Genomic DNA, 26,824 nt, shown 5'->3' on the forward strand with positions numbered 1-26,824 from the left:
TAGACTCGGCCCGTTCGGCGCGTGCGATCTGCGCGTCGGGAGGGTTGTCCGAGCGGCCGAAGGACCCGGTCTTGAAAACCGGTGGGCAGCAATGTCCCGTGGGTTCGAATCCCACACCCTCCGCAACGATGAAAGCGGGCCCCGCAGGGGCCCGCTTTCATCGTTATGACGAGTTGAGCGGGTTCGAACGGAGTTGGGCCCACGCCGCCCGAGGCTCCGCGCGTCGCGCAGCGGCGCGTGGAGGGGGCGGTGGGGAGAATCCCACACCCTCCGCAACGATGAAAGCGGGCCCCGCAGGGGCCCGCTTTCATCGTTATGACGAGTTGAGCGGGTTCGAACGGAGTTGGGCCCACGCCGCCCGAGGCTCCGCCCGTCGCGCAGCGGCCAGGGGTATTGTTGGCGCGGCTTCAGGGCTTGTTGCCGGCGAGGATCAATGCAACGGACGATGGGGTAGTCATGGGCTGGTTTTCACGGTTGAAGAGCACCAAGACGTCGGGTTCCGTCGTCTCCGCTGTCCGGCGTGACCTGGTCGTTCCGATGATGTCGGGACAGGCCTGGATGGATGCCAACGAGGAGCTGTTTGCTCAGATCCCTGACTTCCCTGCGGGGGAGTACCCGGCTGCCACCGCCGTCACTGATGGGCTGTATGTCACGTACGCGGTTGATCCCGGTCCCTCATGGGAAGTCGTCAGCAAAGACAGTGTCCGTGCGTTCGGAGGAATTGACCTTCTGAAGTCCGTGGCCCTGGCGAATCTGCGGAATCGGGGTGATATTCACATCCAAGGCGCAGCGGGGCGGTTCGTGCTCACGGTCCCTGACGAACTGGATCTCAGCGCTTCGTTGCTTCTCGACCCCGATCGATGGCGTTCGGCACTCGGTATCTCTGGAGACATCATTGTCGGTGTGCCCACGCGCACCGTTGTCTGGGCATGCAGCGCCGATGACCACGAAAGCGTCGGTGACCTCGCACGCATCACGCAGCATGGCTTCGCAGCAGGGGAGGGTAAACCTGTTGCCCCGACGCTGTTCCGCCTCACCGGCACGGCGCTATCCCCTCACTCGCAGGTCGTGTAGCCAGCGGAGGGTCGAATCAATTCCGGTCGAATCCCTGGTTCTCGCCCGGTTATGCTGCAGCTTTCCTTTCGGTGCGCAAGTCGCGGAAATGCAAAAGCTTGATGTGTCATACTCCGTGGCTATGGCCAAACAGCATTTCACCCGACTCATCGACGACCTCGACGGCGAAGTTCTCGAGGAGGGAAAGACGATCCATTTCTCTCTCGAGGGGCGCTCGTACGAAATCGACCTTTCCGAGAAGAACGCCGAGAAGCTCCGTGAGGCGTTCGAGCCGTTCATCAAGGCAGGCCGCTCAATCGGTAGTGCGTCGCGCACCACGTCGCGCGGCCGCAGTGCGAAGAAGGACACGCGCGACCTCGGCGCCGTGCGCGAATGGGCCGCGGCGAACGGCCACGAAGTGAGCGCACGCGGACGAGTTCCCGCAGCTGTTCTCGAGGCCTACGACGCCGCACACTGATTCCCTTAAGCGAGAAGCACCCGGCCGCCCCTCGCGGGTTGAACCCCGGGTGCTTTTCCACAAGCAGTAAGAGGATGTGGGTCGGCGCGCCTAGCCTTTTCCTATGCCCGAGTACGCCGCATCCGCGGACACACGTAGGGCGCGTCGACGGGTTGTCGTCACCGCCGCTGCCCTGGCCGTGTCGGCGCTCAGCGCGTGCGCGAACGGGCCGCAAGAGGAGATCACGCCCGAGGCGTCTCGTCAGGCACTCATCGCCGTCGTCCAAGACACAGCGACACTTCTCGCCGCGGATGGCTGGGACGAGATCAGCCCGCCTGTCTGGGGACCTTGTTCCCTTGATTCTGACGAAGGCGCGAATGTCGCTTGGGCATACGCCCGCGAGCCGTTGACTGATCATGAATCCAACGCCAAAAAGGTCGCGGATTACTGGGAGTCGTTAGGCATGGCGGTGCGTATCGTTTCAGAACCCGCGTACTCGGTGTATGCGACGGGCGGTCCCGTTGACGGGTTGGCGTTCCACACGGAACCGGGTCTCTATGGGCTGTCAGGAACGTCGCAGTGTGTGCCCGGCGACGCGGTCGATCTGATCGACGAGCAGCAGGGTGAACGTCGGTGACGCTTATAGTGCAGAGGCCGAGGTCTGTCGTCTTCGCCGCGATGGCCGTATGTGCAGGGTTGATGGTCTCCGCGTGCGTGCCGGCCACCGGCGATCAGGCTTCTCCGGAACGGGCGCAAGATGACCTGGTGAATCTGGTCACGAAAACGGCCACCCTCGTGGATCCTGAAGGCTGGTCGGATCTCGGAAAGCCCTCCTGGGGCTCGTGCTCGGTGGACGGCGGGGACGGCGTGAGGGCATCGTGGTTCTATACCCGCGAGCCGCTGGCTGAACATACATCGAACGCCCAGAGGGTGGCGGACTATTGGGCCTCGCTGGGCATGAACGTGCGGGTCGTGTCCGAGCCGACCGTGTCCGTCTACGCCGAAGGCGCCGCCGCCGCATCCATCGCGTTCCACACGGAGCCCGGCCTCTATAGCGTCTCCGGCACATCAGTCTGCGTTCCCGGGACGCCCGAGGAGATGATCCGGCGCGAGGCGGGCCTCGAATGAACCGCGGCGTAGATCGCTGGGCGGGGGATCAGGCTCCAGGCGCTACCTTCTCGGTCGAGATGGGCAGTGGGCGCTTCGCAGCGCTGGTCGACAACGGGACCGAACTCCTGCAATTCCTGCTCAGCAGGAACGCGAATGGATGAGAAACGCGTGTCTGCAGGAGTTTGAGCAGACGGCGGTGCGCGACCACGCATGACGAGGCCCCGACGGGTGATCCCGTCGGGGCCTCGTCATGCGCTCAGGCTGCGCGGCGGCGACGCCGCACGAGGTAGGCCCCCGCGCCCAGCAGTGCGAGTGCTGCAGCACCGATCGCCCACAGCGGCGACGTGTCGACACCGGTCTGCGGCAGCGATCCGCGCTCCGCGGGCGCGGCGGGCGGGGCCGGCTCCGTGGTCGGGGGATCGGTGGGAGTGGGTGCGATCACCGTGGGCGTGAACGTGGCCGTCACCTCGGTGCCGCGCGTATCGGCCACGCGGTACGTGACCGGGGTCGCGGTGCCGACGAAGCCGGCCTCGGGGGTGAAGACGATGCGCTCACCGTCGAGGTTGTACCGACCCTGGCCCGTGACCGTCACGGACGTCACGGGAGCCGAGGCCGCCCGGGCGGACGCGTCGCCGGCCGCATCCAGCAGCGTCAGAGTCGCCGCATCCAACGGGATGTCGGCGTCGCCGGCGCGGTCGTTCGCGAGCGGCTCGACGCTGATCGGCTCGCCCGGAGCACCGGATGCGGTGTCGTCGACCGCGACCGGGGTCACCGCGACGAAGCCGTCACCGAGGTCGGCGACGAAGGACGCCACCCAGGCGAGCGCGGAGTTCCAGTTGACGGTGATCTCGTTCACCGACCACGCGCCGATGTCGTCGACGTAGCAGGCCTGCGGTGCGCAGCCCGCGAGCCACGCACTCGCGACCGGGTCCTGGATCGACGAGTTCGGTCCGCCTGCCACCGTGCCGATGGGCGGATGCGGCAGCTGCGGGTCGAGGGCGTTCGCGTACCACCGGCTGTGCTGGTTGCGCGAGTCGTTCGTGCCGTAGCCGGTGACGTAAGACTGGCCCAACACGTTGCGGCCGAACAGGTAGTCGTACGCCTCGATGACGGCATCCGCGTAGCGCGGGCGCTGTGTCAGATCGAACGCCGTCGCCAGCACCACCTGGTTGTTCAGCACTGCCGAGTTCGAGCCCCAGTCGTAGCGGCCCTCCTTCGGCGCGTAGGGCTGACCGAACGGCTGCGCCTTCTGGTCGGCGATGAGCTTCTCGGCCGCATCCACGACGGACTGACGGATGCGGTCGATGTCGGGGAGGTCCGTGCCGAACCGCGCGAGCTGCATGCGCCCGAGGGCGGCGACCTCACCCCAGTAGAAGCCGCCCGCCGTGAAGATGTCGGCGGTGTGCAGCGGGTTGTTCTCGACCTCGTCGCGGTAGCGGTCGCTGCCGGTCGTGAGGTAGAGCTCCGCCGCCGCCCAGTAGAACTCGTCGGTGACGGTGTCGTCGGCGTACGTGCCGCCGCCCACGCCGTCCTCCTCGGGGGCGAGCAGGTCCGGGTGCGCAAGGGCTGCGTCGTACGCGGTCTGCGCCGCCTCGAGCAGGCGCGTCGCGAAAGCCGCGTCATAGGGCTCGAACAGGCGGGATGCCTGCGCGGCCGTGGCGGCGAGGTTCAGCGTGGCGGCCGTCGACGGGCGGTGCAGCAGTCGCTCCTGCGGGTCGTCGTGCGGCATGAGCGGCAGGCCCGTCCAGTCGCGGTCGGTGACCTTGTGCCAGGCCATGCCCGCCAGCGGATCGCCCGCGGGCACCTGCATCTTCAGCAGGAACTCCAGCTCCCAACGCGACTCATCGAGGATGTCGGGGGTGCCGTTGCCGCGCTCGGGCACGGCCAGAGTCGAGTCGCCGAGAGCCGCCTGGGTGCCCGCGGGAAGCGAACGCTCGTACGTCGACAGCAGCTGGGCCACGGCGATGCCGCCGTTGACCACGTACTTGCCGTGGTCGCCGGCGTCGTACCAACCGCCCGTGACGTCGTGACGGTCGGAGCAGGTCCACCCGTCGGACCACGTCTGCGGCTCGAGGCAGCCGACATTGCTGTCGCCCTGGTTCGCGCCCTCGTTCAGGTGCCCCGCGGGTCGTGCGTACTCGGCCCCCGCGATGTCGCCGTCGATCGCGATGCCGGATCGGTTCGTGTAGAAGAAGCGCAGCGAGTCGGTGCGCAGCGACTGGAACACGTCGGCGGCGATGCGGAACGGGTGGCTGAGCTCCGCGCCGACGCGCAGCCGCATCCCGTCACCGGCCGTGGTGACGTCGGAGAAGTCGATCGTGTGCACGTCGACCCCGGCGCTCGCATCGAACCCGGCGGGCGTCGTCGTGCCCGTCGCCACGGCGGCGCCGTTCGCGTCCTCCAGTGTCCAGGTGAGCGGCTCGACCGCATCCGTCACGACCGTCGCACGCTTCGGTCCGCGCGGAAGGTAACCGACCTGGTTGACCTTCACCGCCGGGCCGGTGTCGGCCTGGTAGGTGTACTTCGTGCCCGTGAGCATCACGTCGTCGAAGCAGATGACCGTGCCCGCAGGCACGCCGCCGACGCGGAACTGCACCTGCGAGAGGTGGAAGGTGTCGGCGGGTGTCGTCTCGAACGTGTACGCGTAGGTCTGCGGCGAGGCTCCGACGGAGAAGGTGCGCTCGAGGAAGTCCTCGGTCGATGCGCCCGAGTAGGTGCCGACCTTGGTCGAGGCCGTCACCGGTGTCGAGGCGGATGCGGTGAAGCTGAGTCGGAAGGCGGTCTCGCCCGGCAGGGGGATGTCGTTGTGTCCGACGAGGACGTCCCACAGGTTGGCCGTGGCCTCGTCGACCGTGGCGCAGAGGTTGCTGTCGGGGTTCGACAGCGCGACGGGGCCGGCCGTCCACCACGGGCTCGTTCCGCTGTCGAACGTGGGGTTCGGCAGCAACTGGTCCGTACCCACCTCGGGCTCGACGGGATCCGGGTCTACAGGATCCGGATCGACGGGCGGCACGGAGTCCTCCTCGATGAGAGAGACGTTGTCGACGCAGAAGGTGGTGGGGGTGCTGTTCGCGCCGAGGCGGAACTGCAGGTCGGAGACGGTGCCTTGACCGAAGTCGCGGGCGGTGAAGGTGTAGCTGAGCGTCTGCCACGCGTCTGTGAGCGAGGCGGTCTGGCTGGTGTAGGTGCTGAACGATGCGTCGGCGACCTTCGGGGCCACCTGGGTCACGAGCGTAGCGGGATCGCTCGCGCGCACGTCGGCGGTGACGACGTAGTCGACGCCCGCGGTCAGCGGCATGTCGCTCTGCCCCACGAGGACGTCCCACGGGTTGGCCGTGGCGGGAACGTCCGCGCAGAACACCCCGCCGTCGGTGCGGAACGCATCGACCCCGGCGGACCACCAGGGCTCATGGCCCGTCGTGAACGTGCCGTTCTGTACGTACTCCGTGGGCGCCGCATGGGCGGCGGTGGGGAGAGACACGGCGCCGGCGGTCGCCAGTGCCCCGATCATCAAGACGGCAAGGTTGCGTCTCACGTGCCGCGTCGTCGCGCGCATTCAAGCTCCTTCGCTCTGGGAGCGCTCTCAGGGAGCGCTCCCACGGAACTTAGCAGAACCCATGCGCGCGTATCGAAAGATTTCGACACCTGTGGATCGCTCAGGCGACCGCCCGCCGGATCGATCGCACGAGGGGCTCGGTCGAGGCGAGCGAGGCCAGCACGAGCGCGACGCCCACGGCGAAGGTCCCGGCGATGATCACCAGCGACGTCGGCGCCAGTACGAGGGTGATGCCGATGACCGGCAGGCTCAGCGCGATGCCCGCGATCGCTCCGCCGAGCGCTGCCCAGCGCAGCGGGAGCAACACCGTGATGCGCCGGGCGCGGGCGAGGTCGGCCGCGGGGACACCGAGACGGTCGAGACCCACGATCAGCTCGCGATCCTCGAGGACGGATGCGGCCTGTGTCACCCCGACCGAACACGCCAGCAGTAGGAAGGCCGACGCGAGCGTGACGAGCACGCCCGAACGGATGTCGGCGAACACGGTACCGCTGCCGGCCGTGTCGTCGCCGGCCAGCGCGACCAGGCTCATCCCCGCCCCGCCGACGACCGCGATGAACGAGACCATCGCGATCGCGGAGACGCGTCGCCAGGCGACGGATGCGTGGGCGGCGAGTTCGCGCCCCGCGATCAGGTGCGCCGCATCCCCGGCGCGGCGTGCCATCGCACGTCCGCGCGCGGCGACGATCGGGGTGCCGATGAGATTCAGCAGGCCGAGCGACCCGGCGAACAGGGCCAGCAGCAGCGCGACCGAGATGGCGGGGCCGACCAGCTGCCCGATGGCCGAGAGGTTCAGGACGATGAGGGTGACGGCGGCGACGCCGATCACGCCCACGACCACCGCGGTACGCCGACGGGGTGCCGGATCCGAACGCCGGCGCACGCCGAGCGGTGTGAGCGCGACCCGGCGGAGCCCGAGGGTGGCACTCACGGTCGCGAGGGCCACGACCCCCACGAGCACGAGGGCGAGGACGTCGAAGCCGGCCCACACAGCGGCCGCGCCGATGGGACCGCCGAAGAACGGCAGCAGGCCCACGAGCGGCAGGACGGCAGCGTAGACGATCGCCCCCAGTGCGGCGCCGACGGCGGCCGTCGCGGCGGCTTCGAGTACCGTCATCGCCGCGACCTCGCCGGAGGTGGCGCCCAGCAGGCGCAGGGTCGCGAGGCGGTCGTCGCGCCTCCGGCTCGACAGTCGTGCCGCGGCGGCGCCGAGGGTCGCGAGGGGAACGGCCAGCAGCACGAGCGCGAGCACCGCGAGGATGCCGTACATCCCGGTGAACTCGCCCCCGCGGTCGTCGGTGAGGAACATGCGTGTGCCGCCGGCGACGATCAGCAGCAGTGTGGTCGTGGCGGCGAACGCGACGACAGGCAGCACGATGGCCGCGCGGGACTGGCGCGACGGCCGAGCGAGTAGGCGGGACAGTGTGAGCGTGCGCCGCACCGCGCCCTGCGTGGCGACCGCGCTCATCGCTGCACCTCCGACACCGACGCGGCGTCGAGGATGTGGCCGTCCCGCATCCGGACGACGCGATGGCAGCGGGCCGCGACGTCGGGGTCGTGGGTGACGACGACGAGGCTGCGGCCCTGACCGACCGTGGCATGCAGGAGCGCCGACATCACCTCAGCCGAGGTGGCCGAGTCGAGAGCTCCCGTGGGTTCGTCGGCGAAGACGAGCGGTGCACCCGTCACCTGCGCGCGGGCGATCGCCACCCGCTGGGCCTGGCCGCCCGAGAGCTGACCGATGCGGCGGTCCTCCATGCCGGCCAGTCCCAGGGCGTGCAGCCACCCGGCGGCGTGCTGCTCCGCGTCACGCCGCGGCACGCCCTGCACCAGCAGGGGGAGGGCCGCGTTCTCCAGAGCGGTGAGCTCCGGCAGCAGCAGGTGCTCCTGGAACACGAAACCGAGCTGGCTGCGACGGATGGCGGAGCGTCCCTTCTCGTCCATTCCGACCAACTCGACCGGATTGTCCTGACCGAGGCGGACGGACCCGCCGTCCGGGGCGATGACCGCGGCGAGGCAGTGCAACAGGGTCGTCTTCCCCGACCCCGATGCACCCATGACGGCCACGGCCTCGCCCGCGGCGATCGTCACATCGACGCCCGCCAGGGCTGTGAGCGTGCCATAGCGCTTCACGAGATCGCGCGCGACGAGAACAGGGCGAGAAGATGAGGGAGCGTGCATGTCTTCGAGCATCGTCGGCGGATGCGGCCATGTCGTCGGCCTCGAGCATCATCCGCATCATCCGCGGGGATGATCGCGGCCGTGTCGCGGGATTGATACACAGGTGCGACCCTCCTGCGACCGGCGGGCCGCGCCCTCTCGATACGGTCAGTGCATGAGCAGCACCGTCCCCCGCATCCTGGCCCTCGTCGCGGCTGTCGGCGTCCTGGTCGCCGGATGCGCCGCCGAGCCCCGCCCGGCTGCATCCGCCCCGGCCGCCGCGAGCACGCCCAACGCGTCCTCGATACCGACTGTGCCGGTCGTCGCGGGATACGCGGCCGGCGAAGTGCCGCCGGTCCCGCTGTTCACGATGCCCGATCTGTCGCTGCTCGACAGCTCGCTGGGCGGCTTCGCGATTCAGCTGGACCGTCAGATCGAGCCGCGACCCGGCATCGAGGTACGTCCCGCCGCCTGCGGCGACGTGACGGAACGCGCGAGCGCGCAGGGGTCGGTGCTGCTGTACGGCGACGGTTCGGGAACCTTCACCGGACCCGACGGCACGGTGCACAACTACGGCGACGGCTCGGGGAGCTTCACCGTCAACGGCGTGACCGCGAACGTCTACGGCGACGGTTCGGGCTCCTACATCGCCGACGGCATCGAGATCTGGAACTACGGCGACGGCTCCGGCTCGGTGACCACCCCCGACGGCGCCACCTGGGTCTACGGCGACGGCTCCGCCTCGCGCACCGGCAACGGCGTCGAGCATTGGAACTACGGCGACGGCTCCGCGATGTACCGCGACGCCGACGTCGAGATCCACAATTACGGCGACGGCTCCGGCTCCTACGTCGCGAAGGGACTCGACATCCGCAACTACGGCGACGGCACCGGTGCCGTCAATGGCGAGCCGGTCGAGGTGGATCCGCTGCCCGCCGTCGCGCCGGTCGGTGCCTTCCCGCCGCTCGGCACACTCGCACCCATCACCTCCTGCGGCACCACCATCACCCTCAGCGACGGCGTGCTCTTCGACTTCGACCGCTCCGAGATCCGGGCGGATGCGGCGGGCGTGCTCGATGAGCTGGCGGCCGCGATGACCGAGCTCGACGTTCCGACGGCCGAGATCGGCGGCCACACCGACGCGATCGGCTCCGACAGCTACAACCAGGAGCTGTCAGAGCGCCGTGCCGCATCCGTCGTCGCCGCACTGAAAGACCGCGGTGTCACCGCTTCGCTCAGCGCCGTCGGATACGGCGAGAGCGCACCCGTCGCCGCGAACGAGATCGACGGCGTCGACAACCCCGCCGGGCGCCAGCTCAACCGCCGCGTCGAGATCTTCATCCCGGCCTTCTGAGCGGACGAGACGATGAAGAAGACGCTGCCGCTCACGCTCGCCGCCCTGGCCGTTCTGCTGACCGGATGCTCCGTCGCCTATGAGGCCCCGGGAGCTCCCGCCGCCCAGCCCGCTCCCTCATCGACACCGGCGCCGGCTGCGTCGGCTCCGGCGGAGCGCGAGCAGGGGCAGTCGCCCGGCGCATCGGTGCCTCCTGCCTCCGCGTCCGACGACCTGCGCGAGCGCTACGCCGATGTGGCGCAGCAGACCTCGTGCGCCGCGGGGGACGTCGTCGTCTCGCAGGCGGGTGCGACGGTGTCGATCCCGGGGGAGTGCGCCCTCGTGACGGTCACGGCGAGCGGCGTCGTCGTGCTCGCCGACCGCATCGGCACGCTCGAGATCACCGGGGCCGCGAACCAGGTGCAGGCCGCATCCATCGACGTCGTCCGTTTGGGCGGCAGCGGCAACGACGTGCGGTGGGAGAGCGGTGCCGCCGACGTGACCGACACCGGAGCCGCGAACACCGCGCGCGCCACGACCGGAGGATGACCACCATGTCTCAGCCGCAGCAGCAGTACGTCTACGTCACCCGCCCCACCGACGGGCTCGCCATCACCTCGTTCGTGCTCGCGCTGCTGGGGTTCAACCTGCTCGCGGTGATCTTCGGCCACGTCGCGCTCGCCCGCATCCGCCGCACCCATGCCGGGGGAGCGGGTTTCGCGATCGCGGGACTCGTGATCGGCTACCTCACGATCGCGGCGATCGCCCTCCTGATCCTCGCGGCGCTGGGCATCGGCATCTGGGCGGTGAACGCCTCGTGAGCGACGAGCCGCGCACCCGCGTGCTGCTCGTGGACGACGAGGAGGCGATCACCTCGACTCTCGCGCCGTTTCTCGAGCGCAGCGGATTCGACGTGCGAGTGGAGGCCGACGGGCAGAGCGCGCTCGACGCGCACGCCGCCTTCGCTCCCCACATCGTCGTCTCCGACGTGCTCATGCCCCGCATGGACGGCCGCGAGCTCGTGCGGAGCCTGCGCCGTGCGGACGCGTGGACCCCGGTCATCATGCTGACCAAGGTGGATGCGTCCTTCGAGCGCACCGCCGCGCTGGAGGAAGGCGCCGACGACTATCTCGGCAAACCCTTCGATCCACCGGAGCTCGTCGCCCGCATCCGTGCGGTCCTGCGCCGCACGGCCGGCGGCGGCAAGCCGCTGACCGCTTCCTCGCAGCTGGTGAGCGCGGGACTCCGACTCGACCGCGTGGCCCGTCGTGTACTGCGCGACGGGGCGACGCTCGAGCTGACGCCGAAGGCGCTCACCCTGCTCGAGTACCTGATGTCGCACCCGGACGAGGTGCACACGCGGGAGCACCTGCTCGAGACCCTGTGGGGCTTCGAGTTCGCGGTCACGACGCGCGCCGTCGATCACCGGATCGCAGAACTGCGCCGCGCACTGGGCGACGACGCCCAGCAGCCGCGCTGGATCGAGACGCTGCCCGGGGCGGGGTACCGCTTCTGCGCACCGGTGAGCGCGTCATGAAGGCCGTACGGCTGGCGCTCGTGACCGCGCCGCTCGCGGTCGCGGTGCTCATCGCCGTCGTGCTCGTGCTCGCCGGCGGCAACGGCTCTCTCGTGCTGCGGATGCCGCTGGCCACCGTGATCGTCGTATCCGGAGCCCTCGCGTCGGTCGTGCTGATCCTCGTGCTGGTCGTGCGGCCCATGACGGCCAGGAGGCGCGATGCGGCCATCGTCGCGGCCCGCGCCGAGGGTGCGGTCGCCGAACGCGATGCGCACCGGCGGTTCTTGCGCCGCCTCGATCACGAACTCAAGAATCCGGTGACCGCCATCCGTTCGGCGCTCGCCGCCGGCGAACAGACACCGCCGGAGAACCTCGTGATCGCGTCGGCGCAGGCCACCCGGCTGAGCGGCGTCGTCACGCAGCTGCGAGCCCTGTCCTCGCTGGAGACGCGGCCCATCGAAGCGTCCCGCGTCGATCTGGCGGTCATCGTGGAGGAGGAAGCGGCGGCGTTGCGCGACGAGCTCGCCGCGCGCGGTGCACGCCGGAGCGTCGAGACCGTGCTGCCCACCGTCCCCTGGCCGCTGCCGCCCGTCACCGGCGACCCGGATCTGCTGGCCGTGGCCGTGCGCAATCTGCTCCTCAATGCGGCGAAGTACTCCGGCGAGGGTGCGCGCATCGAAGTCCGCGGCACGGAGGAGACGGACACCGTCGTGATCGAGGTCGCCGACACCGGCTGGGGGATCCGCGCCGAGGACCTCCCGTTCGTGTGGGAGGAGCTCTGGCGGGCACAGGATGCGCGGGGCGTCGAGGGCACGGGACTGGGTCTCTCGCTGGTGCGTGTGGTCGTGCACCGGCACGGCGGAGAGGTCTCTCTCCGCTCGCAGTTCGGTCGCGGCACGAGCGTGCGGCTCACCCTGCCGCGGGCACCGCGCTGAGCGCGCCCAGGCGATCCGCACGTCGTTCTCAGGTCGCCACTCCTAGGATGGGCTCTGATCTATGGGGGCAGGGCGTGTGGATCGCGCCGCGCCTGCAGCTAGTGCGTACGAGAGGATCCGCGTGAGCCCGACCCGAAGCGGGCGCCGCCAGACGGTGGCGCGCCACGGCCGTTTGCGCTCGCCGCATCCCGTCGCACAGTTCTTCAAGCTCGTCGCCGTCTCGCTCGCGGTGGTGCTGGTCGCGGGCATCGGCATCGTCGGGTACAACGTCTGGAGCCTGACGACCAACCTCACGCAGGACGCGGTCGCGCTCGAGGGCCAGAGCGCCGTCCCGCCCGACATCGGGGCGATCGAGGGCGGAGTGAACCTCTTCCTCGCCGGTACCGATGCCTGTGAGCCGGAGTACGCCGCGCTCTTCGGCGACCGATGCTCGGGCGCCGACGCCGAGGGCGACCTCAACGACGTCAACCTTCTGCTGCACATCTCCGACAACCCGCGTCGCGTGACGGTGATCTCCTTCCCCCGCGACCTCATGATCCCGATCCCGTCCTGCACGCGGCCGGATGGCTCGACGACCTCCGCCATGAGCAAGCAGCAGCTGAACTCGACCTTCTCCTACGGTGGTCTGAGCTGCGCGGTGAAGACCATCTCGGAGCTGACCGGGCAGAACATTCCGTTCGCGGCATCCGTCACCTTCGGCGGTGTCATCCAGATCACCGACGCGATCGGCGGCGTGGATGTCTGCATCGCCAACGGGATCCGCGACCCGTACACGGGCATCGACTGGCCCGCCGGCACGCGCAACGTCCAGGGCTGGGACGCCCTGCAGTTCCTGCGCACGCGTCACGGCGTCGGCAACGGCGGCGACCTCGGCCGCATCTCGAACCAGCAGCAGTACATGTCGCGGCTGGCCCGAAAGCTCGTCGGCGAGGGCGTGCTCAGCGATCCCGCCACGCTCTACAAGCTCGCGACCGTGGGTGTCGAGAACGTCACACCGAGCCAGAGCCTCACGAACCCCATGACGCTCGTGCAGATCGCGCTGGCCGTCAAGGAAGTGCCGTTCAACGAGATCGTCTTCGTCCAGTACCCCACGCTCACTGACCCTGCCGACCCGAACCGCGTGGTGCCGAACAAGAACGCCGCCGACACGTTGTTCGCCGCTCTTGAGGCCAACCAGCAGCTCGTGCTGACCGGCTCGACGAGCCAGGGCGACGGCACGATCGTCGCTGATCCGACCCAGGCGCCGACCGACCCGACGGCGCCCACGCCCACCCAGTCGGCAGATCCGGCACAGCCCACCACCCCGACCGACAGTGTGGCTCTGCCCTCCTCGATCGCCGGGCAGACGGCGGCCGAGGAGACCTGCTCGAACGGAAACCTGCGCTGATGCGGAAGCGGCGCCTTCGCGGCGCGCCCGTGGCCCAGCACGGACGGTTGCGGTCCCCGCATCCGCTGCTGCAGGCGTTGTCTCTCGTCGGCGTCGCCGCCCTGGTCGGCATCGCCTCGGCTGCGGGGGTCGTGGGTTTCCACGTTTGGGATGCGGCCGCGACCATCGGTGGCAACTCGGTCGAGATCGGGAACGAGGGGGACCCCGCGCTGCCGCCGGGGCTCGGCGAGATCGAGGGCGGCGTGAACCTGCTTCTCGTGGGCACGGATGCGTGCGAAGGACAGGATGTCGCCCTGTTCCCGCGGTGCGGCATGGACGACGACGGCGGTGAGCGCAACGACGTCACGATGCTCGTGCACATCAGCGACGAGCCTCGCCGCGTGACGGTCGTCTCCTTCCCGCGTGACACCTACGTGCCGATCGCCGAATGCCAGAACGCCGACGGCGACACGGTGGGCGGCGGCACCGAGAAGATCAACGCGTCGTACATGTACGGCGGGCTGCCGTGCACGGTGCGCACGGTCGAGGAGCTCACCGGCGAAGACATCCAGTTCGCCGCCGCCATCCGCTGGACCGGCGTCATCAACCTCTCGGATGCGGTCGGCGGCGTCGACGTCTGCGTGCAGGGCGACATCTCCGACCGGCACACGGGTCTCGTGCTGACAGCCGGGACGCACACGCTGCAGGGCGTGCAGGCGCTGCAGTTCCTGCGCATCCGTCACGGCATCGGAGACGGTTCGGACCTCGGTCGTATCTCGAACCAGCAGCAGTTCATGTCGTCGCTGGTGCGAAAGATGCAGAGCGATGCCGTGCTCGGTGACGCCGGCAAGCTCTTGAACTTCGCGAACGTCGCGATGACGCAGGTGCGCGAGAAGCAGCTCGTGCTCGACAAGCAGCTCGCGAACCCGACCCGCATGGCGCAGATCGCGATGGCGCTGAAGGACGTGCCGTTCGAGGACATCGTCTTCGTGCAGTACCCGGCGGCCTACTCCGGAGACGGGCTCGTTCCGATCTCCGGCGCCGCGGATGCGCTGTTCGCGGCCCTCCGCGAGAACCGTCCGCTGCAGCTCACGGGCGAAGCCAGTGGTGGGTTCGGTGTGGAGGTGACGGGCGAGGTTCCCGACACGGCAGCTCCCGACCCGGCCGCAACTGCTCCCGCGCCCGCGGCGACGGAGGGCGGCGAGGCGCTACCGCCGAACGCTGCCGTCGAACTGCCGTCGTCGATCTCGGGACAGAACGCCAGCCAGGTGACCTGCACGGTCCCGCAGAGCTAGACCTCAGAGGTCGAAGCGATGCGGGATGACGCCGGGGAGCCCCCGATAGGGCGTGAAGCCCCGATCATGTGCTGATTCTCCGCGTCACCCTTCTGGCGACGTCGCTGGCCGTGCGCTCCGGCGGAGAATGAGCACGGCCGCCGTCGCCGCTGCGGCGAGGGCGGGAAGCCAGAGCGCTACGGGGCCGACCAGGCGCGCCGCCGCCGCGCCTGCGATCGCTCCGATCGCGATCGCGAGCCACAGCGCGAGGTGCCGCATCCACGCGCGCCGGTCGCCGCCGCGGAAGGCGGCGACGATGTTCTCGGCGAGCTTCATGAGCTGCCCCGTCATGTAGGTGATGCCGAAGGGCGCGGCGCCATTGCGGGAGTGCACCGCGTTGGTGGCGCCCATCGCGGCCGCCAGCACCGGTCCGGCCGCGAGCACCGCGCCTACCCCTGCCAGAGTCGCGGCCCCGAGGAGTGTGAGCGCCACGAGGGTCATCACCCCGCGCGCTTTGGCGCGGATCGACACGGCCGTGCCCGTCACGCCGCCGGCGACGAAGGCCGCGACGAGCAGACCCGCGTATCCCGCGCCGCCCCACGCGCCGCCCGTCAGCTCCGCGGAGGCCTGCGTGGTGTTGCCGCTCATGAACGACACGAAGAAGCCTCCGAGCATCACGAACGCGAAGCCGTCGACGAAACCGGCGAGCAGCGCGAGCGCCGCCGAACTGACGAGGTGTTTCGGGTCCACCGCTTGTCCTTCCGGATGCGGTGCGCACCGCATCCGCTATCGAGTATCCGGGACCTGTTCGGCGGGGACGAACCGACCCGTTATGATGGACGGGTGTGTTCGGCGCAAGCCGCCACTGGAGACGTCGCATAGTCAGGCCTAGTGCACCACCCTGCTAAGGTGGAGTCCCCGTAAGGGGACCGAGGGTTCAAATCCCTCCGTCTCCGCCATGAGCCCCGGTCCGCCGGGGCTTTTGTGTTTCGTTCAGGCCCCGCCCCGCATAATGGGCACGTGTCCTACACCGTTGAACGTCGCCGCAACCCGAGCGCCTGGGCGGGATTCTGGTTCGGTCTCGCCGGCCTCATCCTCATGCCGATCCCACTGTTCATCGGATTGATCCTCGGCGGTGGGCTCTCCATCGTCGCGGCCGTGTTTACGGTGATCGGCCTGCTGAAGGGGCTCGCGCGCAGTGGCCAGGGCATCGCGCCCGTCGTGTTCGCGATCATCTTCATCCTGCTCACCTGGGGTGGCATCTCCGTCGGCGGCGGCACGATCTGGTGAGAGCCGACCCTCGCTGAGTCAGCGCATCGCGGGCGGCTCCGCCTCAAGCCCGCGCGCGAGCGAGCGAGGATCGCGGATGCGGCGAAGCGGAGACGCGCTGACCCAGATCGCCGTCAGCAGCACCCCCGCGCAGCCGATCGCCATTCCCCATCGCGTGCCGACGGCCTCGCCGACCAGGCCGCCCGCCGCTGCGCCGATCGCCACGACTCCGTAGGAGATCCAGCGCATGGTCGCGTTGACGCGGCCGAGAAGGTGGTCGGGCGTGCGCAGCTGACGCAGCGTGACGGCCACGACGCTCGACAGCGACGTGCCCGCGCCGTTGACGGCGAATACGGCCACGAGCGCGGCGACGAGCGCCGGCGCGCTCCACTCGGAGGGGAGCAAGGGCAGCGCCGCGAGCGCCATACACTCCGCGGCGGCGCACGCGACCAGCACGGGTCCGGCGCCGAAGTGCTTCACGCTCGCCGGCGCGACGGCGGCGCCGACGACCGCACCCACCGCGCCGAGGCCGAACACCAGTCCCAGGTGGCCCGCCTCGAGGGAGAGATCGCGCACCGCGTGCAGCGTGAAGAGCACCATGAACAATCGCGTTGCGCGCCACCAGGCGCGCAAGGGGGCGTGAGCATGCCCCCGGGCCGATATCCTCGCTGAGGGCATCCGCCCCTGCAGCCGTTCGGCTGCGGCCCTCGCATCCGGGAGAGTGCATATGTCGGTCGGCCTGCTCGCCGTCGTCGATGACATCCTGACCGCCGCCATCAAGGCGAGCGCGAAGACCGCGGGCGTCGTGATCGACGACGCCGCCGTGACCCCGCAGTACGTGCAGGGCATCACGCCCGCGCGGGAGCTGCCGGTGGTGTGGAAGATCGCGCTCGGCAGTCTCGTCAACAAGTTCGTGATCATCATCCCGATCGCGCTGCTGCTGACCGCGTTCGCTCCCTGGGTGCTGCCGTTTCTGCTGATCCTGGGCGGCGGGTTCCTCTGCTTCGAGGGCGCGGAGAAGGTACTCGAGTGGTTCGGCGCGCACCACGAGGACGCCGACGATGACGGCCCGCGCGACGAGAAGAAGCTCGTGTTCGGCGCGGTGCGCACCGACCTCATCCTCAGCACAGAGATCATGCTCATCGCGCTCTCGAGCCTCGACCCCGACTTCGGCATCTGGATGACGCTCGGTGCGCTCCTGGTCATCGGTCTCGCCATGACGGTGCTGGTCTACGGGGCGGTCGCGCTGCTCGTGAAGATCGACGACATCGGCCTGCGCCTCATGAAGAGCGACGCGCGCCGCATCCGCCGTTTCGGTGTGCGCGTCGTCGCCTCGATGCCCGCCGTGTTCCGGGTCATCAGCATCGTCGGCACCGTCGCCATGCTCTGGGTCGGCGGTCACCTCGTCGTGGGCAACCTCGCCGAGACGCTCTGGAGCGGACCCGAGCACCTGGTGCACGCCGTCACCCACCTCGTGGAGGCGGCCGGCCCCGTCGTGGTGTGGATCGTCGAGACGGCGATGTCCGCCGTCTTCGGCCTCGCGCTCGGACTCGTGATCGTTGCCGTCGTCACCGGAATCTCCCGTCTGACCAAGCGCGGCGCCCGCGCGGATGCGGCCCACTGAGGGTTCCGGCGGATTCACGCGTCGAGCCGTATCGACGAGCGTCGCCGACTGTCATGATCGCGGCGTGAAATCTCTCAAGCCGCTCGTCCTGGTGGCTGCAGCCCTGGTGCTCACCGGCTGCTCGCAGGCCGCGACGAACACCACCGAGCCCGCGGGGAGCTCGGCCACGGCGGACGCTGATTCGGGTTCGGCGTCCACACCGGAGGCGGGGTCGGGCACGGGCGACGCATGCGCGCTCGTGCCCTCCGCCGACATCGCCGCAGCTCTCGGCGTCGACGCGATCGAGGGAGTGGCCGCCGAGGGGCAGCAGGGACTGCAGCAGTGCACGTGGGCCTACGCCGACACGCACAGCGCGATCGCCCAGTACACCGGCGACGCCGACGCGTTCCTGCCCGCCGAGCTGTATCCCCAGGGCGCGAACGCGCAGCCGATCCCGGGCGTCACGCGCGGTTGGGCCGACGCCTCCATCGGCACGATCCTCGTCGTCAAGGGCAACGAGGGCCTCCTGCTCGTCGACATCGACCCGGGTGGATCGGGTGCCGACCCCGCGCTGTGGACGAGCCTCGGAGAGACGATCGCGAACCGCATGTAACGACGAAGCTGCGGGTTTCGGCGGATTCCGCATCCGGTTCGTATCCTTGCGGGTCGAGCGCGTGGCACGATTCCCCCGGAACCGGCAGAGGGGCGGATCGCGTGGGGGACGATGTCGAGGGCAGCGTCGAAGCGTGGCGATATGTCACCGGCATCCTGCTGCGCGTCTTCGGCGGGGATGCCGCCGCTGAGCTCGCCGGTGCCTCCGCGCGCTCGGACGCGGCGACGAACCGCGCCGACCGCACGCTCTTCCGGGTCGCCGCCACGATCGCCGCGGTGATCGCCTGCCGCTTCCCGGATGCGGCCGCGCACGCCCGGCGTGCACGGGATGAGAGCGAGGGGTGCGCGGCTCCGGTCGTGCGCCTGGCGGCATCCGCGATGCTGACCGCCGACGCCATGGCGGGCACCGATCACAGCCACCGGCTCGGCGTGGATGCGGGCGCTGTCGCCGACGGCCTGTCCGAGGCGGGCGAAGGGGCGCTGCTGACGAGATACCTGCTGGCCGAGGCCGCGCTCAGCTCGGGCGGCTTCGAGGTCGCCGATGAGCTGATCCGCGGTGCAGGGCTCGCACCCGGGCAGACGGTGACGGTCGACGCAGAGCGCGCCGACGCGGCCGCCGTGGCACTCCAGCTGCTCGCGGCCCGCAGCGCTGCCTTCCACGGACGGCGGGATGAGGTGAGGGCGATCGCGGCAGGGCTCTTCCGCAGCGCCGCGATCGTCCCGCCGCGGCCCCTCGTCGTGCTCCAGGCGATCGGCAGCTACGGGGCTGCCGTCGCGGGCGACCGGGACCGGTTCTTCTCGCTCGCGGATGCCGTCATCGCCCGCACGCGCCGAGACGAGAACTACCTCTCCGTCGGATCGTCGTTGTACGTCGCCTGGGGCTTCCGCGCCGTCGGACAGTTGCAGCGAGCGGCGGCGCTGCTCGTGTCGGCGGCGGGCGCCGACCTGTCGCGGTGCAAGGTGTGGGACCGTGCCTTCGCCACGGAGGTGCTCGTCGAGGCGGCGTTGTCGCGCGGTGACACCTACCGCGCCGGGGTCCTCCTGCGGCGCAGCGGCGCTCTGGCCCGTCACCGTGTGGCGACGTCGTCGCTGACCCGCGCGCGAGGAGCACTCGCCCTGTCGCAGGGGCAGGCGGCGGATGCCGAGGCGCTCGCCGCCGCATCCGTCCGCATCGACGAGGCTGCGGGAGCGGCCACCGAGGTGCTGCGCGGCGAGCTCGTTCGCGCAGACGCCCTGGCTGCGGTCGATCCCGCGGCAGCACTGGAGCTGCTGCTGCATCTCGCACGGCAGGCGGATGCGGTGGGCTACGAGCGTCATCGCCTGCTCGCCGCCCGGCGTTGGCGCGAGCTGGCCTCGCGCGTCGAGGGCGCGCGCGGAGATCTGGCCGTCATGACCGAGAAGCAGCGCGAGGTGGCGGTGCTTCTCGCCGAGGGGAACACGAACGCCGCCATCGCGCAGGTGCTCTACCTCTCGCCGCGCACCGTGCAGAGCCACGTCGAGGACATCCTCCGGATCACGGGAGCGCCGACCCGCGGCCGCGCGGCTGCTCTTCTCGGCCCCCGGCGCGGGCTCGATCTGGCGCGATTGAGCCCGCGTCAGCGCCAGATCGCCGCCCTGGCCGCGGCGGGAAGCCGCAACGCCGAGATCGCCGCATCCGTCGGTCTCAGCGTCAAGACCGTCGAGCACCATCTCGCCGAAGCCCTCCACCGGCTCGGTCTTCCGTCGCGCGCGGGGCTGGCGACAGTCGCGTTCGAGCCGGTGGAATCGGAGACGGACGCGCTCAGCGCGCGACCGACTCCTTCTCCGTCTCGGTGACGTCGCGGCCCGCGCGCCGCCGGGCGACGATGCGCCCGCGCACCGAGAATACGAGGACCGCGGCCAGCAGCACGTAGAGCGTGATCGTGATGGGGCTGTGCACCAGCACCGAGAAGTCGCCGTTCGCGCTCATCGCGGCATCCCGCAGGCTCGTCTCGGCCAGCGGGCCCAGCACCATTCCGATGATGAGCGGTGCGAGGGGGAAGTCCATCGCCCGCATCAGGAAGCCCAGAACGCCGATTCCGAGCAGCATGAGCAGGTCGAAGGTCGACCCGGAGGTGGCGTAGATGCCCAGCGCGCAGAACACCGTGATGCCCGCGTACAGGTAGGGGCGGGGGATCAGCAGCAGTTTGGCCCACAGCATCGCGAACGGCAGGTTGAGGATCAGCAGCACCACCATCGCGATGAAGAAGCTCGCCAGCAGCGCCCAGACGAGCTCCGGGGCGCGGTCGAACAGCAGCGGACCCGGCTGCAGGCCGTACTGTCGGAACGCCGCCAGCATGATCGCGGCCGTCGCGGAGATCGGCAGGCCCAGCGCGAGCAGCGCGCCCATCGCCATTCCCGTCGTCGCGTTGCCCGCAGCCTCGGGAGCCGCGAGACCTCGGATGGCGCCGCGCCCGAACTGCGGCTTCTTGCGGCGGGCATCCAGTCGCTTCTCCAGTCCGTAGGCGAGGAACGTCGGGATCTCGGATCCGCCGGCCGGCACGACGCCGAACGGCAGACCGATCGCGGTGCCGCGCAGCCAGGCCGGCGTCGCCTCCTTGAGCTCCTTCCGGCTCAGCCACGGCCGACCGGTGGGCTTGATGATCTTCTTCGCGGTGTCGTGACGCGCGAGGCATGCGACGAAGATGACCTCGCCGAGCGCCAGGATGGCGACCGTCACCGTGACCAGCGAGATGCCGTCGAACAGCTGCGGCGACTCCATCGTGAAACGGGGTGCTCCCGAGACCCCGTCGATGCCGATCACGGCGATGCCGAGGCCGATGAACAGGGAGGTCAGCCCCTTGATGACGTTGTCGGTGACGACAGACGAGGTGGCGGCGAACGCGAAGACGGCCAGGGCGAAGAACTCCGCGGGGCCGAATCGGCTCGAGAAGTCCGCGAGGGCGGGCGCGAGGAACACCACCACGATCGATGCGATGAACCCGCCGATGAAGGCACCGATGGCGGCGGTGGCCAGGGCCTGGGCGGCCCGGCCGTTCAGCGCCATCTTGTGGCCCTCGAACGTGGAGGCGATGGCGGATGCCTGCCCCGGGGTGTTCATGAGGATGCCCATTGTCGAGTCGCCGAACAGGCCGCCGAAGTAGACGCCGGCGAACATGATGAACGCGGCGGTGGGATCGAGCGAGAACGTGATGGGCAGCAGCAGAGCGACGGCCATCGAGGAGCCGAGGCCGGGCAGCACGCCCACGGCCGTGCCCAGAAGGCAGCCGACGAGCACCCACAGCAGGTTCTCCGGGGTGAAGGCTCCCGCGAAGCCCTGTGCCAGAAGTTGCAGAGCATCCATGTCAGAACCCCCCGAGGATGCCGGACGGGAGAGGCATCCCGAGCAGCATGTCGAATCCGATGTAGGCGAGCGAGCTCAGGGTCGCGCCGACCGCGAGCATCTGGATGGGCTTTGACGCCCCAAATCCACGTGCGATGCACCAGAAGAGCAGGGTTGCCGCGATGATCCAGCCCAGCAGATCCAGCAGCAGCGCGAAGGCGAAGAAGGAGACGATCACCCACGCCAGCGAGCGGACGTCCACGCGTACGGGTCGCGGCGGTGCTGCATCGTCGTCGGCAGTCTCGGCCGCCAACAGCTCTGCCGTGAGCGGGTCGGGCATCGACCGCACCTCGCGCACGGCGGTGACGGCCAGGGAAACGGCGAACACGTAGAGACCGGCGGTGACGATCCCCGGGAAGAACTGCGGACCCGGGAACGCGGCGCCCTCGGGGACCCGCATCGTCAGGATGCCGATCAGCAGGTACGTCGCGAATGCGGCCACGATGACGGGCATCGTGAGGCCTTTCAGCAGTGCCGCGATGCCGGGGCCCGACACGAGTCGCAGCCGGTCGCCGAGAACGGCCGAGGTTGCGGTGGGATTGGCGGGGAAGGTCACAGGCCCATCTCCTCGTAGAGCGTGCGGATGCGGGACTCCTCGTCGTCGAGGAAGCCGGTGAGCTCGTCTCCGGTGATGACGCGCTCGGTCCAGCGGTAGCGGTCGATGGCGTCCTGCCACTGGGGTGTCTCGACCGAGTCGAGGATGAGCTGCGTGAGCTGATCCACCTCGCCGTCGGTGAGCCCCGAGGGCGCGGCGAGCATGCGCCAGTTGGTCAGAGAGATGTCGTATCCCTGCTCGGCCGCGGTGGGGATGTCGATCCCCTCGACGGGTTCTTTCGCGACGAGGGCGAGTGCGCGCAGGCGCCCTGCCTCGATCTGGTCGATGTTGTCGGGGTATCCGCCCGCGGCGGCCTTGGCGGTGCCGTTGAGCAGCGCCTGAATCGCCTCGCCGCCTCCGTCGGAGGAGATGTAGGTCGTGTCCACCGGGTCGATCCCCGCGGCGAGGGCGAGGTCGGTGACGACGAGCTGGTCGAACGACCCGCCACCCGTCCACGGCAGCGCCTTGGGGTTCTGCTGCCACGCGGCGACGAGATCATCGAGGCTCTCATAGGGGGAGTCGGCGGGCACAACGATCACGTCGTACTCCTCGACGACGACGGCCAGCGGCGTCACGTCGGCGAGGGTCGCCGCGGAGTTGAACTGGATGGTGGCGGCCAGCAGGCCCGTGCCGCCGACGAGCAGATTGTTCGCCTGGCCGTTGAGCACCGACACGTTGCCGAGGGCGATCGTGCCACCGGCTCCCGGCATGTTCACGACCTGCACGTTGTTGACCAGGCCGTTCGCCTTCTGCGCCTGCTGCAACTCGCGGGCGACACCGTCCCAACCGCCGCCGGCGGCCGCCGGGGCGACGATGGTCATCGAGGCGCTGATCTCCTGACCGCTGGCAGCCGAGCTGATCGAGCCGAACGCGGCGATGCCGACGGCCGCAGCGGTCACGACGCCGCCGATCACGCGGCCGATCACTGTCCTGGCGGTGGTCTTGGTCCGGGGGGTGGACTCATCCGAGGGGGTGGTCATCATTGCTCCATTCGCGCGGACATCGTCGTCTCCGCGAGATCGACCTAGGATGGCAGCGCGCGAGACGGTGGAGCCGATCGCGCCGATTTGTTCCCATAAACGCGCACGCGGCGACGAGGCCGTCGGGCGAGGAAGCGAGCACGATGGCGTTCGGGCACCGGCAGCGCGCCGTCCGGCTCGCCATGCTCGTGCTGCCATCGATCGTCACCCTTGCCGCCCTCGGAGTCACGACGGCGGTCGCGCTGGCGCTGCAGGAGACCCGCATCCGCGAGGCGACGGCGGAGCGTGTGCAGGAGGTCGCGACCAGCCTCGCTGCGCTCAGCGAGGTGCGGCAGACGGTCGCATCCGTATCCGACGCCGGCGCGCCGGGTGATCTCGCGGATGCGGCGGATCTCGCCGATGCCACCGAGACGCTGCAGCCGATCGCCGAGCTGGTCGCGCGGGCGGCGGGTGTGTATTACGTCGTCGTGACGGATGACGAGGGGGTGCGCATCACGCATCCGCTCGCCTCCGAACGCGGGGTGCAGGTCTCGACCACCAACGCCTCGGTGCTCGCGGGCAGGCCCTTCCTCGGCACCGAGACGGGACCGTCGGGGCCGTCGCTGCGGGCGAAGGTGCCGGTCGTCGACGGCGATCGCGTGGTGGGTATGGTCGCGGTGGGGGTGCTCGAATCGGACATCGCCGCCGAACGCGAGCAGGCGCTGGGCGCACTGCTGCCCTGGGCGGTCGGAGCGCTCATCGTGGCGACGCTCGCCAGCTCCGCGCTCACGGCGGCGGTCGAGCGTCGCTTCCGCCGCCTCGACGAGCTCGCCCTCGCGCACGAGCAGATGGGGCGGACGACCGCGGCGCTGCGCGAGCAGTCGCACGAGTTCACGACACGCCTGCACGTCGTGCACGGCCTCGTCTCCCGGGGAGACGCGGACGAGGCGCTCTCCTACATCGAGGATCTCGTGCCCGTCTCGGGCGCGGCGCACGACGAGCCGGATGCGGGAATGCCGCTGCGCGATGCCACCATCCACGCCGTGCGCTCCGACGTGCTCGCCCACGGAGCACAGGTCGAGTTCGACATCGCCGTCGCGCGCGACATCGACGACGAGGTCGTCACCGTGCTCACCAACCTCTGCCGCAATGCCGCGGAGGCGGGAGCGACCCGCATCCGCTGCATCCTGCGCGAACGCGGCGACCTGCTCATCGGAGCTGTCGACGACGACGGGCCGGGTGTGGATCCGCGCCAGGCGACGCGGATCTTCGCTCTCGGGTTCTCCTCGAAGCCGGATGCCTCGGGCAGTGGACGGGGCATCGGACTCGATCTGGTGCGCCGGCTCGTCACCGCCCGCGCAGGCACGATCGAGGTGGGCGCCTCGGCGCTCGGCGGCGCCCGGTTCTCGTTCGAGATGGCGCGGCACCCATGACAGGGAACATCCGTGTGCTCGTCGTCGACGACGACAGGGGAGCCCGCGCGCTCCACAGCGGCTTCGTCGCGGCTACCACCGGCTTCACGGTCGTCGGCACCGCGGCGAGCGGGCGGGAGGCGCTGAGCTTCGAGCTCGACGCGGTCGAGCTCATCCTGCTCGACATGCGTCTGCCCGACATCAGCGGCATCGAGGTGCTGCACCGCCTGCGCACCATCGGCGACTCGGGGGTCGACGTCCTCGTCATCAGCTCCTCGCAGGATCAGACGACCGTGCGGCAGGCGCTCGCTGCGCACGTGGTCGGGTATCTGATCAAGCCCTTCACCGAATCCGCGCTGCGCGCTCAGCTCGAGCAGTATCGAACGCGTCGTCAGCAGACGCCCGAGGATGCGCGCGAACGCCCGTTGAGTCAGGGGGAGATCGACAGGCTGCTGATCACGGGAGGCATCCGCACAGGGGCGCACGGCGCCTCGGCGCCGGTTGCCGCACCGGCCTTGCCGAAGGGTCTGGCGCAGCCCACGCTCGATCGGGTGGCGGCGGCGCTCGATCCCGTCATCGCGCGCTCGGGCGCGGAGGTCGCCGACACGTGCGATCTCTCGCGGGCGACCGCGCACCGTTATCTGACGCACCTGGTCGATCTCGGGCTCGTCGACCGCGCCCACCGCTACGGCAGGCGCGGGCGTCCTGAGGTCCTCTATCGGCTCGCGCCGTCTCACGCTGCGGGCTCGGCGGGCTGAGAGTTCTCGCTCTCACGGGCGAGTCGTGATTGTGTGGGCGCACGCGAACCCACGCCGGAGGCAGCAATGAACGCTCGTCGAGGTCCCCACCGTCCGCCCGCCGCAAGCGAGGGCAGGCTCAGCATCAATCCGGTCTTCGTGCGCCCGGGGGAGGCGACCGAGTTCGACCGCTATCGGCTCCCGGCCGGACCGAGCCTGCCCGAGACGGCGTACCAGATCGTGCACGACGAAGCGATTCTCGACGGCAACTCGCGCCTGAACCTCGCCACCTTCGTCACGACGTGGATGGACGACCACGGGCAACGTCTGTACCGCGAGGCGTTCGACAAGAACATGATCGACAAGGACGAGTACCCGGCGACCGCCGAGATCGAAGAGCGATGCTGGCGGATGCTCGCCGACCTCTGGCACGTGCCGGAGGGTGCCGACACGATCGGCACCTCGACGATCGGCTCGTCGGAGGCCTGCATGCTGGGTGGGCTCGCCCTGAAGCGGCTGTGGCAGGAGCGTCGCAGGGCCGAGGGGAGATCGACCGATCGGCCCAATCTCGTCATGTCCGCCGCTGTCCAGGTGGTGTGGGAGAAGTTCTGCAACTACTGGGAGATCGAACCGCGGTACGTCCCGGTCTCCCCGGGTCACCTCGTGCTCGACGGGGAAGGGCTGCAGCAGTACGTCGACGAGAACACGATCGGCGTCGTCGCGGTGCTCGGACAGACCTTCACCGGCCTGTACGACCCTGTCGCCGCCATCGCGACGAAGCTCGACGAGATCGAGGCCGACACCGGCTTCGATGTCCGCATCCATGTCGACGGCGCGTCCGGCGCCATGATCGCCCCGTTCTGTCAGCCCGAGCTGAACTGGGACTTCCGCGTCGCCCGCGTCAACTCGATCAGCACCTCGGGGCACAAGTACGGGCTCGTGTATCCCGGCGTCGGCTGGGTCGTGTGGCGGGACCAGTCGGTGCTGCCGGAGAGTCTCGTGTTCCATGTCAGCTACCTCGGCGGGGACATGCCCACCCTCGCCCTCAACTTCTCGCGGCCGGGCGCGCAAGTGCTGCTGCAGTACTACCAGTTTCTCCGCCTGGGGCGAGAGGGGTATCGCGCCGTCCAGCAGAACTCGCTCGACGTCGCGCAGTTCCTCTCCGGCGAGATCGAGCGCATGGGTCCCTTCGAGCTCGTGAGCCGCGGCGACACCATCCCGGTGTTCGCCTGGACCCTCAAAGCCGGGCACACCGAAATCTGGAACCTGTACGACCTGGCGGACCGCCTGCGGATGAAGGGGTGGCTCGTGCCTGCCTATCCGATGGCCGCCGACATGAGCACCACGGTGCTGCAGCGCATCGTGGTGAAGGTGGGCCTCAGCCGCGATCTCGCGTCGTCCCTCATCTCCGACATCCGCGCCGAGGTGGAGTTCCTCGACCGCCTGGATGCCCCTCTGCCGCGCGAGCGCACGACGGGCCCCGGCTTCCACCACTGAGATCGCTCCCACGCCCTCG

At 69.8% G+C, this 26,824-nt stretch carries 26 protein-coding genes and 2 tRNA genes; 20 read left to right on the plus strand and 8 right to left on the minus strand.

The window, feature by feature from the left end:
* Window positions 1–38: 38 nt before the first annotated feature.
* The 5 genes from PQV94_RS02460 to PQV94_RS02480 all read left to right on the plus strand — a co-directional run bounded on the left by PQV94_RS02460 (window position 39) and on the right by PQV94_RS02480 (window position 2,638).
* A tRNA-Ser gene (locus PQV94_RS02460) sits at window positions 39–123 on the plus strand.
* A 333-nt stretch (window positions 124–456) separates the two neighbouring features.
* Complete coding sequence (locus tag PQV94_RS02465) at window positions 457–1,074, plus strand: hypothetical protein (protein ID WP_274287221.1); 618 nt, start codon at window positions 457–459, stop codon at window positions 1,072–1,074.
* A gap of 121 nt (window positions 1,075–1,195) precedes the next feature.
* Window positions 1,196–1,531 carry a histone-like nucleoid-structuring protein Lsr2 gene (locus PQV94_RS02470; RefSeq protein WP_274287222.1) on the plus strand — a complete coding sequence of 112 codons (336 nt, stop codon included), beginning with the start codon at window positions 1,196–1,198 and terminating at the stop codon, window positions 1,529–1,531.
* 103 nt (window positions 1,532–1,634) lie between these two features.
* Window positions 1,635–2,147, plus strand: coding sequence for a hypothetical protein (locus PQV94_RS02475; protein ID WP_274287223.1), 513 nt, complete (start codon window positions 1,635–1,637; stop codon window positions 2,145–2,147).
* Between the two features lie 77 nt (window positions 2,148–2,224).
* Window positions 2,225–2,638 (plus strand): hypothetical protein, encoded by a 414-nt coding sequence (locus PQV94_RS02480; protein ID WP_274287224.1) that lies wholly within the window; start codon window positions 2,225–2,227, stop codon window positions 2,636–2,638.
* Between the two features lie 238 nt (window positions 2,639–2,876).
* Here the strand turns inward: PQV94_RS02480 and PQV94_RS02485 are convergent, their stop codons facing one another.
* The 3 genes from PQV94_RS02485 to PQV94_RS02495 form a co-directional block, all read right to left on the minus strand.
* Window positions 2,877–6,155 (minus strand): glycoside hydrolase family 9 protein, encoded by a 3,279-nt coding sequence (locus PQV94_RS02485; protein WP_274287225.1) that lies wholly within the window; start codon window positions 6,153–6,155, stop codon window positions 2,877–2,879.
* Between the two features lie 121 nt (window positions 6,156–6,276).
* Window positions 6,277–7,644 carry an FtsX-like permease family protein gene (locus tag PQV94_RS02490; protein ID WP_274287226.1) on the minus strand — a complete coding sequence of 456 codons (1,368 nt, stop codon included), beginning with the start codon at window positions 7,642–7,644 and terminating at the stop codon, window positions 6,277–6,279.
* Complete coding sequence (locus PQV94_RS02495; RefSeq protein ID WP_274287227.1) at window positions 7,641–8,357, minus strand: ABC transporter ATP-binding protein; 717 nt, start codon at window positions 8,355–8,357, stop codon at window positions 7,641–7,643. Before PQV94_RS02495 ends, PQV94_RS02490 begins: the two co-directional genes overlap by 4 nt.
* A 154-nt stretch (window positions 8,358–8,511) precedes the next feature.
* Between PQV94_RS02495 and PQV94_RS02500 the strand changes: the two genes are divergently transcribed.
* The 7 genes from PQV94_RS02500 (at window position 8,512) to PQV94_RS02530 (ending at window position 14,781) form a co-directional block, all read left to right on the plus strand.
* Entirely contained in the window at window positions 8,512–9,690 is a 1,179-nt protein-coding gene (locus tag PQV94_RS02500) for an OmpA family protein (protein WP_274287228.1), read from the plus strand.
* A 12-nt stretch (window positions 9,691–9,702) separates the two neighbouring features.
* Window positions 9,703–10,218 (plus strand): DUF3060 domain-containing protein, encoded by a 516-nt coding sequence (locus PQV94_RS02505; protein WP_274287229.1) that lies wholly within the window; start codon window positions 9,703–9,705, stop codon window positions 10,216–10,218.
* 5 nt (window positions 10,219–10,223) lie between these two features.
* Complete coding sequence (locus PQV94_RS02510) at window positions 10,224–10,490, plus strand: DUF4190 domain-containing protein (RefSeq protein WP_274287230.1); 267 nt, start codon at window positions 10,224–10,226, stop codon at window positions 10,488–10,490.
* Window positions 10,487–11,206 (plus strand): response regulator transcription factor, encoded by a 720-nt coding sequence (locus PQV94_RS02515; RefSeq protein ID WP_274287231.1) that lies wholly within the window; start codon window positions 10,487–10,489, stop codon window positions 11,204–11,206. The genes PQV94_RS02510 and PQV94_RS02515 overlap by 4 nt, the downstream gene beginning before the upstream one ends.
* A complete protein-coding gene (locus PQV94_RS02520) occupies window positions 11,203–12,120 on the plus strand; it encodes a sensor histidine kinase (RefSeq protein WP_274287232.1) in 918 nt (305 codons plus the stop codon). Before PQV94_RS02515 ends, PQV94_RS02520 begins: the two co-directional genes overlap by 4 nt.
* Window positions 12,121–12,235: 115 nt before the next feature.
* On the plus strand, window positions 12,236–13,507 hold the full coding sequence (locus PQV94_RS02525; RefSeq protein WP_443192716.1) for an LCP family protein: 1,272 nt from the start codon (window positions 12,236–12,238) through the stop codon (window positions 13,505–13,507).
* Entirely contained in the window at window positions 13,507–14,781 is a 1,275-nt protein-coding gene (locus PQV94_RS02530; protein WP_274287234.1) for an LCP family protein, read from the plus strand. The genes PQV94_RS02525 and PQV94_RS02530 overlap by 1 nt, the downstream gene beginning before the upstream one ends.
* Before the next feature lie 84 nt (window positions 14,782–14,865).
* On the opposite strand, the gene PQV94_RS02535 is transcribed toward PQV94_RS02530, so the two are convergent.
* Complete coding sequence (locus PQV94_RS02535; protein WP_274287235.1) at window positions 14,866–15,510, minus strand: YoaK family protein; 645 nt, start codon at window positions 15,508–15,510, stop codon at window positions 14,866–14,868.
* A 117-nt stretch (window positions 15,511–15,627) separates the two neighbouring features.
* Between PQV94_RS02535 and PQV94_RS02540 the strand changes: the two genes are divergently transcribed.
* Window positions 15,628–15,719, plus strand: a tRNA-Ser gene (locus PQV94_RS02540).
* A 61-nt stretch (window positions 15,720–15,780) separates the two neighbouring features.
* Window positions 15,781–16,050 (plus strand): hypothetical protein, encoded by a 270-nt coding sequence (locus PQV94_RS02545; RefSeq protein WP_274287236.1) that lies wholly within the window; start codon window positions 15,781–15,783, stop codon window positions 16,048–16,050.
* Between the two features lie 18 nt (window positions 16,051–16,068).
* Here PQV94_RS02545 and PQV94_RS02550 read toward each other — a convergent pair whose 3' ends face one another.
* Entirely contained in the window at window positions 16,069–16,629 is a 561-nt protein-coding gene (locus PQV94_RS02550) for an MFS transporter (protein WP_274287237.1), read from the minus strand.
* A gap of 127 nt (window positions 16,630–16,756) precedes the next feature.
* On the opposite strand from PQV94_RS02550, the gene PQV94_RS02555 reads away from it, so the two are divergent.
* The 3 genes from PQV94_RS02555 to PQV94_RS02565 all read left to right on the plus strand — a co-directional run bounded on the left by PQV94_RS02555 (window position 16,757) and on the right by PQV94_RS02565 (window position 20,059).
* A complete protein-coding gene (locus tag PQV94_RS02555) occupies window positions 16,757–17,653 on the plus strand; it encodes a DUF808 domain-containing protein (protein ID WP_274287238.1) in 897 nt (298 codons plus the stop codon).
* 64 nt (window positions 17,654–17,717) lie between these two features.
* Window positions 17,718–18,245, plus strand: coding sequence for a hypothetical protein (locus PQV94_RS02560; RefSeq protein ID WP_274287239.1), 528 nt, complete (start codon window positions 17,718–17,720; stop codon window positions 18,243–18,245).
* A gap of 101 nt (window positions 18,246–18,346) precedes the next feature.
* Window positions 18,347–20,059 (plus strand): helix-turn-helix domain-containing protein, encoded by a 1,713-nt coding sequence (locus tag PQV94_RS02565; protein ID WP_274287240.1) that lies wholly within the window; start codon window positions 18,347–18,349, stop codon window positions 20,057–20,059.
* On the opposite strand, the gene PQV94_RS02570 is transcribed toward PQV94_RS02565, so the two are convergent.
* The 3 genes from PQV94_RS02570 to PQV94_RS02580 are packed head-to-tail and all read right to left on the minus strand — an operon-like array spanning window position 20,025 to window position 23,180.
* Window positions 20,025–21,566, minus strand: coding sequence for a tripartite tricarboxylate transporter permease (locus PQV94_RS02570; protein ID WP_274287241.1), 1,542 nt, complete (start codon window positions 21,564–21,566; stop codon window positions 20,025–20,027). The two genes, PQV94_RS02565 and PQV94_RS02570, sit on opposite strands and share 35 nt — an antisense overlap.
* Window position 21,567: 1 nt before the next feature.
* Window positions 21,568–22,161 (minus strand): tripartite tricarboxylate transporter TctB family protein, encoded by a 594-nt coding sequence (locus PQV94_RS02575; RefSeq protein WP_274287242.1) that lies wholly within the window; start codon window positions 22,159–22,161, stop codon window positions 21,568–21,570.
* Window positions 22,158–23,180: a tripartite tricarboxylate transporter substrate binding protein gene (locus tag PQV94_RS02580; RefSeq protein ID WP_274287243.1), complete on the minus strand. Its 1,023-nt coding sequence runs from the start codon at window positions 23,178–23,180 to the stop codon at window positions 22,158–22,160. The genes PQV94_RS02575 and PQV94_RS02580 overlap by 4 nt, the downstream gene beginning before the upstream one ends.
* 143 nt (window positions 23,181–23,323) lie before the next feature.
* Between PQV94_RS02580 and PQV94_RS02585 the strand changes: the two genes are divergently transcribed.
* The 3 genes from PQV94_RS02585 to PQV94_RS02595 all read left to right on the plus strand — a co-directional run bounded on the left by PQV94_RS02585 (window position 23,324) and on the right by PQV94_RS02595 (window position 26,805).
* Window positions 23,324–24,592, plus strand: coding sequence for an ATP-binding protein (locus PQV94_RS02585; RefSeq protein WP_274287244.1), 1,269 nt, complete (start codon window positions 23,324–23,326; stop codon window positions 24,590–24,592).
* Complete coding sequence (locus PQV94_RS02590) at window positions 24,589–25,329, plus strand: response regulator (protein WP_274287245.1); 741 nt, start codon at window positions 24,589–24,591, stop codon at window positions 25,327–25,329. The genes PQV94_RS02585 and PQV94_RS02590 overlap by 4 nt, the downstream gene beginning before the upstream one ends.
* 66 nt (window positions 25,330–25,395) lie before the next feature.
* Window positions 25,396–26,805 (plus strand): glutamate decarboxylase, encoded by a 1,410-nt coding sequence (locus PQV94_RS02595; RefSeq protein WP_274287246.1) that lies wholly within the window; start codon window positions 25,396–25,398, stop codon window positions 26,803–26,805.
* Window positions 26,806–26,824: the final 19 nt, after the last annotated feature.

This window comes from Microbacterium sp. Clip185 (assembly GCF_028743715.1).
In the GTDB taxonomy this organism is placed as follows: domain Bacteria; phylum Actinomycetota; class Actinomycetes; order Actinomycetales; family Microbacteriaceae; genus Microbacterium.

Coding starts and splice junctions, on each gene's coding strand:
- PQV94_RS02465 (WP_274287221.1), top strand. CDS start 457: ATGGGCTGGTTTTCACGGTTGAAGAGCACCAAGACGTCGGGTTCCGTC.
- PQV94_RS02595 (WP_274287246.1), top strand. CDS start 25,396: ATGAACGCTCGTCGAGGTCCCCACCGTCCGCCCGCCGCAAGCGAGGGC.
- PQV94_RS02505 (WP_274287229.1), top strand. CDS start 9,703: ATGAAGAAGACGCTGCCGCTCACGCTCGCCGCCCTGGCCGTTCTGCTG.
- PQV94_RS02570 (WP_274287241.1), bottom strand. CDS start 21,566: ATGGATGCTCTGCAACTTCTGGCACAGGGCTTCGCGGGAGCCTTCACC.
- PQV94_RS02590 (WP_274287245.1), top strand. CDS start 24,589: ATGACAGGGAACATCCGTGTGCTCGTCGTCGACGACGACAGGGGAGCC.
- PQV94_RS02520 (WP_274287232.1), top strand. CDS start 11,203: ATGAAGGCCGTACGGCTGGCGCTCGTGACCGCGCCGCTCGCGGTCGCG.
- PQV94_RS02510 (WP_274287230.1), top strand. CDS start 10,224: ATGTCTCAGCCGCAGCAGCAGTACGTCTACGTCACCCGCCCCACCGAC.
- PQV94_RS02490 (WP_274287226.1), bottom strand. CDS start 7,644: ATGAGCGCGGTCGCCACGCAGGGCGCGGTGCGGCGCACGCTCACACTG.
- PQV94_RS02500 (WP_274287228.1), top strand. CDS start 8,512: ATGAGCAGCACCGTCCCCCGCATCCTGGCCCTCGTCGCGGCTGTCGGC.
- PQV94_RS02555 (WP_274287238.1), top strand. CDS start 16,757: ATGTCGGTCGGCCTGCTCGCCGTCGTCGATGACATCCTGACCGCCGCC.
- PQV94_RS02495 (WP_274287227.1), bottom strand. CDS start 8,357: ATGCACGCTCCCTCATCTTCTCGCCCTGTTCTCGTCGCGCGCGATCTC.
- PQV94_RS02470 (WP_274287222.1), top strand. CDS start 1,196: ATGGCCAAACAGCATTTCACCCGACTCATCGACGACCTCGACGGCGAA.
- PQV94_RS02585 (WP_274287244.1), top strand. CDS start 23,324: ATGGCGTTCGGGCACCGGCAGCGCGCCGTCCGGCTCGCCATGCTCGTG.
- PQV94_RS02530 (WP_274287234.1), top strand. CDS start 13,507: ATGCGGAAGCGGCGCCTTCGCGGCGCGCCCGTGGCCCAGCACGGACGG.
- PQV94_RS02580 (WP_274287243.1), bottom strand. CDS start 23,180: ATGACCACCCCCTCGGATGAGTCCACCCCCCGGACCAAGACCACCGCC.
- PQV94_RS02550 (WP_274287237.1), bottom strand. CDS start 16,629: ATGGTGCTCTTCACGCTGCACGCGGTGCGCGATCTCTCCCTCGAGGCG.
- PQV94_RS02475 (WP_274287223.1), top strand. CDS start 1,635: ATGCCCGAGTACGCCGCATCCGCGGACACACGTAGGGCGCGTCGACGG.